The organism is Suilimivivens sp. (assembly GCF_037359455.1).
Lineage (GTDB): Bacteria > Bacillota > Clostridia > Lachnospirales > Lachnospiraceae > Suilimivivens > Suilimivivens aceti.
Window position 1 is genome coordinate 70,142 of the sequence record NZ_JAXXXI010000030.1, and the last position, 12,255, is coordinate 82,396.

The window sequence follows — 12,255 nt, forward strand, 5'->3', positions numbered from 1 at the left end:
AAAGGAAGGTTATGAGCTGGTTAAAAGAAGTCATCGGAACAGAAAAGGCAATTATTGCCATGCTGCATATGCAGCCCATGCCCGGAGATCCTTATTTTGATAAAGCGAAAGGAATGAAATGGGTAATTGAAAAGGCAAGGGAGGATCTGGATGCCCTGCAGGAGGGTGGCGTAGATGCCATTATGTTTAGTAACGAATACAGTCTTCCTTACCTGACAGATGTTAAGAAGGAAACAGTAGCAGCCATGGCGAGAGTCATTGGTGAGCTTCAGCCGGAGATCAGGATTCCTTATGGAGTCAATGTGTTATGGGATCCGAAAGCATCCCTGGATCTGGCAGCCGCAACAGATGCGAAATTCATCAGAGAGATCTTTACCGGTGTTTATGCCAGTGATTTTGGAATCTGGGATACCAATTGTGGTGAGACCGTCAGACATCAGAGAGCTATCGGTGCAGAAAATGTAAAGCTGTTATTCAATATCGTACCGGAGGCAGCAGCCTATCTTGCAGCACGTGATATTAAGCAGATTGCCAAATCAACAGTATTTAACTGCAGACCGGATGCCCTCTGCGTATCAGGACTGACTGCAGGAAGCGCAACGGATGCGGGAATTCTGGATGAGGTAAAGAAGACGGTTCCGGATACGGTAGTGCTTGCTAATACTGGCTGCAGGATCGATACTATCGAAAAGCTTCTTCAGATTGCAGATGGTGCAGTGGTTGGAACAACGTTTAAATATGATGGTAAGTTCGAGAATCAGGTGGACCGTACACGTGTCAAGGCATTTATGGATGTGGTTAAAAAGACGAGAAGCTAGTAAGACAGAAGTGGAAGGAGAAATACATGATTTCAGGAGAAGAAATTTACAAGAGTGCATTACATACCTTTGCCAATGAAGCACATGCCGTAGCGGAGCTGGCAAATACAGTAGATAAGGACAACTATATTAAGGCAGTACAGATGATCGCAGAATGCAAGGGCAGGATCATCACAACCGGATGCGGTACATCAGGTGCCTGTGCAAAGAAGGTATCCCAGGTATTTAACTGTGTGGACAGGGCTTCCCAGTTTTTAAATCCTGCAGATGCACCCCATGGTGATTATGGTATGATCCGTGAAGGAGATATCATTATTATTATTTCCAAAGGCGGTAAGACAACAGAAATGATCAATCTGATCCCCGTTGCAAAGCTTCGCGGGGCGAAGATCATTACAGTAACAGAAAATCCGGATTCTCCGATCGCTAAAGAAAGCGACCTGAATCTGATCCTTCATACAGGACCGGAGGCATGTCCTTACCAGTGTCTTTCCACCACATCAGTTACAGCTGTATTTGCACTGTTTGATGCGATTTCCATTGGCTGTATGCTGTATAACGGTATTGACAAGGATTACTTCAAGGTAGTTCATCCTGCTGGCGGTGTCGGAGCTATGCTGGCTGCGGAGGCAGAGGCATGAAACTGATCGTTACGGAAAGCTATGAAGAAAGCAGCCGTGTGGCAGCAGATCTTTACAAAAATGTCATTGAGCATAAAAGAAATGCGCTGATAGGGCTCGCAACAGGAAGTACGCCGATTGGAATGTATGAATGTCTGGTCGATGACTATAAAAGGGGACTGATTGATTTTTCAGAGATCAGAACCGTAAACCTGGATGAATATGAAGGACTGGCAAGAGACCATGACCAGAGCTTTGGTTATTTCATGGATCAGCACTTTTTTTCAAAAGTGAACCTGAAGGAAGAAAATATCTTTCTGGTAGATGGTGCGGCGGATGCAGCGAAACAGGAAAAAAGATTCAATGATTTTCTGAAGGATAATAAGATCGATATTCAGATACTGGGAATCGGCAATAATGGACATATTGGATTTAATGAGCCGGACAGCTATTTTACGGCATCTGCACACAAGGTAGAACTGGCAGAGGAAACGATCAAGGCAAATGCAAGGTTCTTTGAAAAGGAATCAGACGTGCCAAGAAGTGCCATTACCATGGGTATGTATGGAATTGCTACCGCAGCGAAGGTAATACTGGTGGCAACCGGAGCAGCAAAAGCCCCGGCGATCAAGAAACTGTTGGAAAGTGATCATGTGGATCCGCAGCTTCCCTGCAGCATCCTTCATATCTGTGAGGATGCAACAGTGATTGTTGATAAGGATCTGTATGAACTGACGAAGTAGGCATAAAAGTATGGGAAGTTACGCATTTGGTTTTGATTTTGGAACGCTGTCCTGCAGAGGGATTGCCATTGATCTGGAAACCGGACAGGTGGCAGCGACAGCAGAAGAAAAATATGCACATGGTGTGATCAATGGGAAAATGTATCATGCAGATATTCCTCTGCAGAAGGACTGGAATCTGCAGGATCCCATGGACTGGCTGTTCTGTATCTGCCAGATCTCAAAAAGGATGCTGAAGGATGGTAATATCAGACCGGAAGAGGTAAAAAGCATAGGTACAGATTTTACGAGCTGTACGCTGCTTCCTGTAAAAAAGGATGGAACGCCTTTGTGTGAGCTGGCAGAGTTCCGGGATAAGCCAAATGCCTGGCCTAAGCTCTGGAAGCATCATGGGGCACAGAAATATGCAGAGGAAATTGAAGCGTATGCAAAGGAGCATACTACCTGGCTGAAGGATTATTTCGGCGGAGCGGTTTCCTCAGAATGGGTATTTCCAAAGCTTCTGCAGGTGCTCAGGGAGAATCCGGAAATATATGATGCAGCAGATTATTTTATGGAAGCTGTGGATTATATCGTAATGGCTCTGACCGGAAGGGTAACAAGGTGCAGTGCAGCACTGGGGGTTAACTGCTTCTGGGTAAAGGGGCAGGGATATCCTGATCCGGAGTTCCTTAAGGCTATTGATCCCGGTCTTACAGATGTTACAGAAACAAAGCTGGCAGGGGAGATCCTTACCGTAGGAGATCCTGCCGGACATCTTACAGAGGATATGGCTGCCCGGATGGGGCTCACCACAGAGGCAGTAGTAGCAGCAGGACACAGTGACGGAGCAGTGGCAGGATGCGGCGCTGGTGTAACAGAAAGCGGAAGTATGATACTGGTAATGGGAACCAGTACCTGTCATCAGATGATGTACAAGGACTACCATGCATTTGAAGGGCTGTGCTCGATCGCGGCGGATGGTATGGTGCCTGGGCTCTATGGATATGAGTCAGGACAGCCTGCCACAGGAGATATTTTTCAGTGGTTTGCAGATACGGGGGTACCGGAAAGGTATTACCGGGAAGCAGAAGAGAAAAAGCAAAGTATTTTACAGTACTTAGGTGAGCTTGCTGCTAAGATAGAACCGGGTACAACGGGACTGGTAGCACTGGACTGGTTCAATGGAAACAGAAGTATCCTTTCCAATTATAATCTGTCCGGACTTATCGTAGGTCTTACGCTGGATACCAGAACAGAAGAAATCTACCGTACACTGGTAGAAGCCAATATATTTGGTTCCAAAAGAATCCTGGATAATTACGAAGAGAATGGTGTTCCGATTTCCTATATCTATGCGGTAGGTGGGATCGCCAGAAAGAGCCCCTGGATCATGCAGATGTGTGCGGATGCTTTTGGAAAAGAAGTGATCGTGCCGCTTGTTGATAATGTACCGGCTCACGGGGCGGCGGTATGTGGGGCAGTAGCCCTTGGAAAAGAAGGAAAGGGAGAGGGCTTTGCTACCTTTAAGGAAGCGACAGAGGTCATGATCCCGAAGGACAGGCAGGTTTATAGACCGGATGCAGAAAAGACGAAGGCTTATGCAAAGGTCTATGAAGCTTATAAGAAACTATATGATATGTTTGGCAAGGATGATTCTTTTATGAAGAATCTCCGGAAATGAGAGCAAAGGAGGAATGCTTATGAAAAAGAAACTGGTAGCACTGTCACTTACACTTGCCATGCTGACTTCAGTGGTTATGGGCTGCGGAGGAAGCAGCACAGAAACAGCATCAACAGAAAATGCGGCGACAGAAAATGCGGATGAGACAACGGCCTCTGGAGGTGGTTATACGATCGCCACAGTTGTAAAGGATATGTCAGATCCATGGGCTCTGCGTCATGAAGAGGGTGTAAAGGAATATGCGGCAGAAACAGGAAATAACTGTTATGCAAAGGGACCTGCAAAGACAGATTCGGCAGAACAGATCCAGGTGATCGAGCAGCTGATCTCTCAGGATATTGATGCCCTGTGCGTTGTCCCGATTGATCCGGAAGCATGTACACCTGTACTGCAGAAGGCAAGAGATAAGGGTATTGTAGTGATCACCCATGAAGCAGAAGGCTTTGAGGCATGTGATTATGATCTGGAAGCTTTCAATAATAAGGAATATGGCGAAGCCATGATGGATGAGCTTGCCAAGGCTATGAATTATGAAGGAAAATATGTGACCATGGTTGCGTTCCTTTCCTCTGTATCCCACAATGACTGGATGGATGCAGCAGTAGCACATCAGAAGGAAGCATATCCCAATATGGAGCTGATTCCTGAAGAAAGACTGGAATGCGAAGATAACATGAACATGGCTTACGAGAAGGCCAAGGAAATCATAAAGAAGTACCCGGATATCAAGGGCTTCCTTGGGGCTTCCAGCTATGATCCGCCCGGAGCAGCAAAGGCAATTGACGAGCTTGGCATGACAGGTCAGATCTTTGCAGTAGGAACCGGTGTGGCATCTGTATCAGGTCCTTATCTGGAATCCGGATCCAATCCCTGTGTTCTTTGCTGGGATCCTGCTCTTTCAGGAAAGGCTATGTGCCAGCTGGCAGTAATGGTGCTTAATGGAGAGAAGGATAAGATTCAGACCGGCCTTGATCTTGGTATCGATGGTTATAACAGTGTCAATGTAAATGGCACAGATATCAGCGGTAATGCGATCCTTGTTATTAATAAGGATAACATGTCTGAATACAAGTTCTAAAGAAGACAGTAAGAGAGAAACATATAATGCTTGCATATTCCAAAGGCGGGATACGCAAGCATTATATCTCTGAGAGAAAGGTATGGTACGCAAATGAGTGAAATCTTATTACAGGCGAAACAGATTTCGAAGCATTTCGGCGGAGTGACTGCTCTTGACAAGGTGGATCTGACCATAAAAAAGGGAGAAATCCATTGCTTGATGGGAGAAAACGGATGTGGTAAATCAACGCTGATCAAGATTATTTCCGGATTTTACAGGCCGGATGGGGGAAGTATTACATTTGAAGGAAAGGAATATGATAGACTTTCCATTGCAGAGTCGATCGGACTGGGAATCCAGGTAATTTATCAGGATATGTCCATTTTCCCGAATCTGACGGTTGCAGAAAATATTGCGATCAACAATGAGCTTTACAATCACAGGAAACTTGTGAATTGGAAATCGGTAAAGAGCATTGCGAAAGAGGCACTGGATCATATTGGTATTGAACTGCCGCTGCAGGCTGTTGTTGGTGAGCTTTCTGTGGCGGATAAGCAGCTGATCGCCATTGCCAGAGCGATCCTGAACAATTCCAAGCTGATCATTATGGATGAACCTACCTCTGCATTGACAAGAAAGGAAGTTGACAAGCTGTTCAAGGTAATCAGACAGCTGCAGAAAGAAGGAATTTCCACACTGTTTGTCAGTCATAAACTGGATGAAGTATTTGAAATTGCAGATCAGTTTACTGTTTTCAGAAATGGAAAGCTTGTGGTAGCTGATTCGGCAAAGAATATCAATGATGAACAGTTTGTTTATTATATGACCGGAAGAAAGCTGGAGGAAGCAGCCTTCACACCGGAGAAGATCGACCATGACAGAGCAATCCTGAAGGTGGAAAACCTGGGTCTGACTAATGGCTTTGAAAAGATCAGCTTTGAGATCCATCCGGGTGAGATCCTTGGCATTACAGGACTTCTCGGATCTGGGCGTACAGAGCTTGCCAAGACACTGTTCGGACTTTACAGTGCTACGGAAGGCCATATTTATATTGATGGTACAGAGGTACGGATCAAAACACCAATGGATGCGATCCGGCATAAAATTGCCTATGTACCGGAAGACCGTCTGACGGAAGGGCTTTTCCTGACACAGTCGATCGAGAATAATATGATCGTATCCAATATTGACAGGCTCAGGACTGCAAAGAAAATGGTGGATTATGAGAAGGGGCATCAGGACAGTCTTTCCTGGGTGAAGAACCTTGGAATCAAGCTGAACGAGCTGGGTGACGGGATCCAGACGCTTTCCGGAGGAAACCAGCAGAAGGTTGTCCTTGGTAAATGGCTGGAGACAGAGCCCCGTGTACTGATCCTGAACGGACCGACCGTTGGTGTGGATATTGCAGCTAAATTTGACATACATGCTTATTTAAGAACACTTGCAGAAAAAATGAACCTTGCTATTCTTCTGATCTCTGATGATATATCAGAAGTGCTCAATAACTGCAACAGGATCCTGATCATCAAGAATGGACGGATCGTCAGTGAGCATGTCAATACAGAACTGGATCCGCACAAACTGCAGGAGCTGGTTACAGGCGGTAAGGAGGAAACAGCATGAAAGGCAGAAATCTACTGAAGAAAAATGAGTTTTATATAACGGTCATTATTATTGTGCTGGCCTGTATCATTCAGGTGATCAGTGGACAGTTTTTTACTTCCAACAACCTGGTGGATCTGCTGCGGAGCATGATCGTACCGGGGATGATGGCAGCAGGTCTGTTTATGGTCATCGTATCCGGAAACATCGATGTTTCTTTCCCGTATACAGCAATGCTCTGCATGTTTGCGGTAACAAAATGGTTTTCTGTTATTGATTATCAGGGACCGGTATTCCTGGCGTTTCTGATCGCAGGAGTGATCGGTATGGTTCTTGGACTCCTGAACGGCGTGCTTGCTGCATGGTTAAAGCTTCCGACCCTGATCATCACGCTTGGTACCTGTACGATCTTCCTTGGCATTACCCAGGGTGTTCTGCAGAGTAGTGTTATCTCTGTGCTGCCGGTACCCATGGCAAAGATGGTAACAACAAATCTGTTCAGTGTAGTAAACGGAGAGACAGGACTTGGAAGCTCCATGCCAGTCAGCATTCTGTTTCTTGCTGCGATTTATCTGATCGTCGGGTTTATTATGAAATATACGATGCTTGGACGTGGTATTTATGCAGTTGGCGGTGATCCTGTGGCAGCAGAAAGAGCAGGATTCAACGTAAGCTTTATCCGTATTTTTGTATTTACCTTTATGGGTGCCATCGGCGGGATCACAGGTATCACGCAGGTTACCGTTTCAGGAATGTGCCAGATCAATTTCTTTGATGGCTATGAAATGACTATTATCGCAGCGGTAGTGCTTGGCGGTGCCAATATTGCAGGTGGTTCCGGCTCGGTGATCGGAACGTTCCTCGGTGTGCTCCTGATGAAGATGATCTCAAATAACCTGATCCTGCTTGGAATCCCGACTAACTGGAGCAAGTTTATGACAGGTATCCTCATCATCGCAGGTGTAAGTATGTCATCCTATAAGAGTGTGCTTGCAAAACGCAGGATTGCATCCAATATACTGGAAAACGGACATAAGGAGGAGGCATAACCATGGAAAAGAAAAAGACTTTTGACGTAAAGAGCCTTCTGAAGATCAGTTCCAACAATAAAAAACTGTTAGGAATGCTTATATTGGTTATCATTGTATTGTCGATCGCTACAGGCGGCAGCTTTGCTAAGATCGGTCAGTTTCAGCTGATCGCTTATCTGTTTCCTGAAATGGGTGTGCTTGCCCTTGGCATGATGCTCGCCATGGTCAGTGGAGGTATTGACCTGACAGTTATTGCAGTAGCCGATCTTGCCGGGATACTGAGCTGTCTTTTGATGAAGGCGATCATGCCGGCAGATGCTTCTATGCCGGTTCAGATCCTGGTACTGCTTGTGACACTGGCCTTTGCCCTTCTGATCGGGGCGGTCTGCGGATTGTTTACCGGAACCCTGATCGCAAGAGTTGGTGTTCCTGCCATGGTGGCAACCCTCGGCGCATCAGATATTATCCTTGGAATTGCAGTAGGTATTACGAATGGATCCTCCATTAAGGAGCTGCCGTCTATTTTATACAGGGTAGTCAATTTTGAATTGTTCGGGCTGATCCCGGGTACAACGATCGTATTTATTATCTGCGCTGCACTGGTAGCATTTCTTCTGAATAAGACCGCAACCGGATTCAAGATCTATATGATTGGATCCAATGCGACAGCTTCCGAATATTCCGGAAGTGATAACAAGAAGATCCTGACACTTACCTATATGATCAGCGGCATGCTATCAGCAGTATCCGGTCTTCTGATGTGCGGGCATTTCAATTCAGCCCGTTCTGACTTTGGAAAGTCCTACCTGACACCGGCGATTCTGATCTGTGTACTGGCAGGCGTGAATCCTAACGGCGGTGTGGGTAAGGTCAGTGGAATTGTACTGGCAGTTATTATCCTGCAGTCTCTTTCTTCAGGATTTGCCATGTTCCCGTCCATTTCCGATTATTACAAGAACCTGATCTGGGGACTTGTACTGATTGGAATTATGATCATCAACGTAGTAACAGCAACAAGAAAGAAGAAATCATAAATTTGACAACATCTTAATTCCCCTTATTATATCAGTGTTTATTTTACACAGCAGAATCCCGGGCTTCCCTCCCGGGATTCTGCATGTTCTGGTGAATGGAAGGAATACGGAGATTCATGTTCTGGGAGATAAGGTGTACGAAACAAGAGTTTCCATCACGGAGCTTGCAGGGCAGCTTACGGAGGGTTTTATCAGGATACACAGAGGATGCCTTGTGGCTGTGAGGGTCATCCATGATATTACAGACAGAGTATATCTGAATAACGGAGAGACACTGGAGCTTACCGATTACAGTCCGGAGATTGATACCTATCTGAAGGTGATCTGCTTCCCTACCTTCCCCGGACACTGCGGCTGTATTCTGTTTGATATCCATGAGATCGAATATATAAAGAGCAGTGATGAGGCAGAAAAGGCACTGCAGCTCTATGGTTTTACTTATCTTGGGAAACATTAATGAATAGCAGTTGCGTTGGTCAATAGTTGCGATGTAATATAAATATATAGATATTAAAATTACAACAGCTAAGATGATAAGGGAATGATCGGAATTGACTTTCTCTTGTTGTTTCCAAAAGAGAAAGTGAGGTTATGAAAAATATTGACCAACATAGAACAGCTGTCGAGGGAAACCGGAATAGCTATAAAACAGCTGAATAGACTCAATCGTGATAAATGGTATCATGGAACAACGTTAGAATCTTATAAAAATATATGTATGCAGGGTGTTTTGTATTCGTATAATATAGGTACACAGTTGGATTTTGGAACTGGTTTTTATCTGACGGAAAGTCTTGATGCAGCAAGTCGGTATATGGATCGATTGCCGGAATTAGATATATCAGGTAAATTAGTAGAAAGAAAAGAATGGTGTGTCATAGAATTTGAATTTAATCCATTTAAATTACTGTTTGAAACAGAAAATCAGTATAAATATTGTAACTTTCCTGTGCATGATGAAAAATTTGCAAAATTTGTATTTGAAAACAGACTGAAAAATGTGTACAATGAGAATCCACATGGATATGATATTATCTGGGGAGTAATGAGTGATAGTATTCCACCTGAAATTATTATGTCGTATCTGAATAATGAAATTACTTATGAAAATGCGATCAAAGCTTTACAAAAACCACAAAGTATGAAACAATTATATATAGGTAATCAGGCAATTTGTAATATGCTTCATATTTCTAATCTGGTAGAATTTAATAAAAAGGAGGAAAATTGAATATGGTAAAAGAAAAACGATATACAATTGAAAGTGAACTTACCAATGCACTGTTAAGATTTTCCTTTGGGAAATTGACGGTAGAAGAGGCAGAGGATAGAGCGAGAACTGCAGCAGCTAATTGGGATTCATCTAATGAAGCGTTGGCACATAAAGGTTTGAACTGGTATGCAAAGCAGATTGTAGCTAAGCTATAAACAAGCTATAAATGGGATCTATTCCATTGACAAATAAACAGGCATGGTGTAGCCTATAGACAGATGTCAGTCAGAAGACGGCATTCGAGTGAAGAATTCAATATTGTGAAATCTCTTATTCAGAGCAGTGGAGGTACATAGGACCTGAGAAGCTGCGGCAACCCCGAGATGGAAGGTGCCAACCTGAGCGAGTATCATCGAACAATAAGAGGATTTGATAATCGAACGTCGATCCGCTTATTTCCCGTAAATAAGCGGATTTTCTTTTGTCATGCATAGTACAGTAACTGGTCATATTTTTAGAAAAGGAGAACACAAATGGAGAAAAGATTATTTACTTCCGAATCCGTAACAGAAGGCCATCCCGACAAAGTCTGCGATGCCATTTCCGATGCGATCCTGGATGCCTGCATGGCCAAGGATCCCATGAGCCGCGTAGCCTGTGAGACAGCTACCTGTACCGGCTTTGTGCTGGTAACAGGAGAGATTACCACCAATGCATATGTGGATATTCAGAAGGTAGTACGTGATACCGTGAAGGAGATCGGCTACACAAAGTCAGAATATGGCTTTGATGGCAACACCTGTGCGGTTCTTGTGGCAATTGATGAGCAGTCCTCAGATATCGCCATGGGTGTTGACAAGGCGCTGGAAGCAAAAGAGAACAAGATGTCTGATGAGGAGATCGAGGCAATCGGCGCCGGCGATCAGGGTATGATGTTTGGTTATGCAACCAACGAAACAGAGGAGTATATGCCTTATTCCATCGCCCTTGCACACAAGCTTGCAAAGCAGCTCACAGATGTCCGTAAAAACGGAACTCTGCCTTATCTGCGTCCCGATGGAAAGAGTCAGGTTTCTGTAGAATACGATGAGAATGGCAAGCCGATCCGTCTGGAAGCAGTTGTCCTTTCCACACAGCATGATCCTGATGTTACACAGGAGCAGATCCATGAAGATATCAAGAAGCATGTATTTGATCCCATCCTTCCCAAGGAGCTTTTGGATGAGAATACCAAATACTTCATCAATCCTACAGGCCGTTTCGTAATCGGTGGACCTCACGGAGACGCAGGTCTTACCGGACGTAAGATCATTGTAGATACCTACGGCGGATATGCACGTCACGGCGGCGGTGCTTTCTCTGGTAAGGACTGCACTAAGGTAGACCGTTCTGCAGCTTATGCAGCACGTTATGTAGCAAAGAATATCGTAGCAGCAGGACTGGCTGATCAGTGTGAGATCCAGCTTTCCTATGCGATCGGCGTTGCACAGCCCACCTCTGTCAGAGTAGATACCTTCGGAACCGGCAAGGTTTCTGATGAGAAGCTGGTTGAGATCGTAAGAGAGAACTTCGATCTTCGTCCTGCAGGGATCATCAGGATGCTTGACCTTCGTCGTCCGATCTACAAGCAGACAGCAGCTTACGGACACTTTGGCCGTAACGACCTTGATCTTCCCTGGGAGAAGCTTGACAAGGCAGATGCTCTGAAGAAATATTTATAAAAACCGGCACCAACACGAAAAAATGAGGGAAAGGCTGTCATGCAGCCGGAAAGGGAAGAGAATGTCACGATATGTAAAAGATATGCCGTTAAACAAGGATCCTAAATTTGTCAGCTTTATGATGAACGATTATCTGGCAAAGAACAGGTTCACACCCTTTGATTATAAAGGAGAGCAGGTATACCGTGCCGGAGATGCCATGCTGGAGGGCTTCAAATATCTGAAATGGTCATTTGAGGACGGAAATTTCCATATAGAAGCATGGATGAAGAGCATGGGAAAAGAAATGGGTCTTGACGGATTCGTTGGCTGTCTGCAGAAGAAGCCTTATAAGGAGAGCCTTGAGCAGCTCTATACCCTGTTAGAGCAGGATGTTGAGATTCCTGAGGGTGCAGAAGGTGCAGATGGTTCTGTAACAGTAGCAGTCAATACGGTAGATAATGCCGGAGCAGCCAAAATTGCACTTGTGTTTGGTATTCTCAGTATCGTGACAGCACTTCTGATTCCGCTTGCCGGCATATTGTTTGGGAGTCTTGGCATGAACCGTGCCAGACTTGGTTCAGGTTCAAGCATGGCAAAGCAGGCCAATATCGGAAAGGTGCTCAGTGTCATCGGTGTTGTTATTGCCCTGATAAACTGGCTTCTTGCAATTCTGCTTTAAACCGGAACAGATACTTTAAAAGAATATCTTTTTTTGCTAGAATAAAAGAGTATCATGATCATAGTGATCATGGTACTCTTTTTCAACGA

13 protein-coding genes and 1 riboswitch are annotated in these 12,255 nt (G+C 44.8%); all 13 genes read left to right on the forward strand.

From position 1 onward, the window contains the following. The first annotated feature begins 11 nt into the window (after positions 1–11). The 13 genes from WJQ40_RS04330 (at position 12) to WJQ40_RS04390 (ending at position 12,166) form a co-directional block, all read left to right on the forward strand. A complete protein-coding gene (locus WJQ40_RS04330; protein ID WP_118798036.1) occupies positions 12–818 on the forward strand; it encodes a BtpA/SgcQ family protein in 807 nt (268 codons plus the stop codon). 26 nt (positions 819–844) lie between these two features. Then, complete coding sequence (locus tag WJQ40_RS04335; RefSeq protein WP_262574923.1) at positions 845–1,459, forward strand: SIS domain-containing protein; 615 nt, start codon at positions 845–847, stop codon at positions 1,457–1,459. Continuing rightward, complete coding sequence (locus WJQ40_RS04340; protein WP_118798038.1) at positions 1,456–2,181, forward strand: glucosamine-6-phosphate deaminase; 726 nt, start codon at positions 1,456–1,458, stop codon at positions 2,179–2,181. The genes WJQ40_RS04335 and WJQ40_RS04340 overlap by 4 nt, the downstream gene beginning before the upstream one ends. A 10-nt stretch (positions 2,182–2,191) precedes the next feature. Next, complete coding sequence (locus WJQ40_RS04345) at positions 2,192–3,844, forward strand: ribulokinase (RefSeq protein ID WP_262574924.1); 1,653 nt, start codon at positions 2,192–2,194, stop codon at positions 3,842–3,844. Positions 3,845–3,863: 19 nt separating this feature from the next. Beyond that, positions 3,864–4,922 carry an autoinducer 2 ABC transporter substrate-binding protein gene (locus WJQ40_RS04350; RefSeq protein WP_118798040.1) on the forward strand — a complete coding sequence of 353 codons (1,059 nt, stop codon included), beginning with the start codon at positions 3,864–3,866 and terminating at the stop codon, positions 4,920–4,922. Between the two features lie 93 nt (positions 4,923–5,015). Continuing rightward, positions 5,016–6,527 (forward strand): sugar ABC transporter ATP-binding protein, encoded by a 1,512-nt coding sequence (locus WJQ40_RS04355; RefSeq protein ID WP_337405022.1) that lies wholly within the window; start codon positions 5,016–5,018, stop codon positions 6,525–6,527. Beyond that, entirely contained in the window at positions 6,524–7,555 is a 1,032-nt protein-coding gene (locus tag WJQ40_RS04360; RefSeq protein ID WP_337538098.1) for an ABC transporter permease, read from the forward strand. The genes WJQ40_RS04355 and WJQ40_RS04360 overlap by 4 nt, the downstream gene beginning before the upstream one ends. Before the next feature lie 2 nt (positions 7,556–7,557). Beyond that, positions 7,558–8,571, forward strand: coding sequence for an ABC transporter permease (locus WJQ40_RS04365; RefSeq protein ID WP_262574926.1), 1,014 nt, complete (start codon positions 7,558–7,560; stop codon positions 8,569–8,571). A gap of 34 nt (positions 8,572–8,605) precedes the next feature. Continuing rightward, positions 8,606–9,028, forward strand: coding sequence for a LytTR family transcriptional regulator DNA-binding domain-containing protein (locus WJQ40_RS04370; protein WP_337538101.1), 423 nt, complete (start codon positions 8,606–8,608; stop codon positions 9,026–9,028). Positions 9,029–9,172: 144 nt separating this feature from the next. After that, positions 9,173–9,802, forward strand: coding sequence for a DUF3990 domain-containing protein (locus WJQ40_RS04375; protein WP_262574928.1), 630 nt, complete (start codon positions 9,173–9,175; stop codon positions 9,800–9,802). A gap of 2 nt (positions 9,803–9,804) precedes the next feature. Beyond that, a complete protein-coding gene (locus WJQ40_RS04380) occupies positions 9,805–9,999 on the forward strand; it encodes a hypothetical protein (protein ID WP_262574930.1) in 195 nt (64 codons plus the stop codon). A 112-nt stretch (positions 10,000–10,111) separates the two neighbouring features. Further along, a riboswitch (SAM riboswitch) is annotated at positions 10,112–10,210 on the forward strand. A 107-nt stretch (positions 10,211–10,317) separates the two neighbouring features. Next, positions 10,318–11,505, forward strand: coding sequence for a methionine adenosyltransferase (gene metK, locus WJQ40_RS04385; protein WP_337405028.1), 1,188 nt, complete (start codon positions 10,318–10,320; stop codon positions 11,503–11,505). A gap of 61 nt (positions 11,506–11,566) precedes the next feature. Continuing rightward, a complete protein-coding gene (locus WJQ40_RS04390; RefSeq protein ID WP_337538104.1) occupies positions 11,567–12,166 on the forward strand; it encodes a DUF4190 domain-containing protein in 600 nt (199 codons plus the stop codon). The last annotated feature ends 89 nt before the right edge of the window (positions 12,167–12,255 follow it).

What these genes read in the sequence shown, in the direction of transcription:
- WJQ40_RS04330 (WP_118798036.1), top strand. Translation starts at nt 12, where the DNA reads ATGAGCTGGTTAAAAGAAGTCATCGGAACAGAAAAGGCAATTATTGCC.
- WJQ40_RS04335 (WP_262574923.1), top strand. Translation starts at nt 845, where the DNA reads ATGATTTCAGGAGAAGAAATTTACAAGAGTGCATTACATACCTTTGCC.
- WJQ40_RS04340 (WP_118798038.1), top strand. Translation starts at nt 1,456, where the DNA reads ATGAAACTGATCGTTACGGAAAGCTATGAAGAAAGCAGCCGTGTGGCA.
- WJQ40_RS04345 (WP_262574924.1), top strand. Translation starts at nt 2,192, where the DNA reads ATGGGAAGTTACGCATTTGGTTTTGATTTTGGAACGCTGTCCTGCAGA.
- WJQ40_RS04350 (WP_118798040.1), top strand. Translation starts at nt 3,864, where the DNA reads ATGAAAAAGAAACTGGTAGCACTGTCACTTACACTTGCCATGCTGACT.
- WJQ40_RS04355 (WP_337405022.1), top strand. Translation starts at nt 5,016, where the DNA reads ATGAGTGAAATCTTATTACAGGCGAAACAGATTTCGAAGCATTTCGGC.
- WJQ40_RS04360 (WP_337538098.1), top strand. Translation starts at nt 6,524, where the DNA reads ATGAAAGGCAGAAATCTACTGAAGAAAAATGAGTTTTATATAACGGTC.
- WJQ40_RS04365 (WP_262574926.1), top strand. Translation starts at nt 7,558, where the DNA reads ATGGAAAAGAAAAAGACTTTTGACGTAAAGAGCCTTCTGAAGATCAGT.
- WJQ40_RS04380 (WP_262574930.1), top strand. Translation starts at nt 9,805, where the DNA reads ATGGTAAAAGAAAAACGATATACAATTGAAAGTGAACTTACCAATGCA.
- metK (WP_337405028.1), top strand. Translation starts at nt 10,318, where the DNA reads ATGGAGAAAAGATTATTTACTTCCGAATCCGTAACAGAAGGCCATCCC.
- WJQ40_RS04390 (WP_337538104.1), top strand. Translation starts at nt 11,567, where the DNA reads ATGTCACGATATGTAAAAGATATGCCGTTAAACAAGGATCCTAAATTT.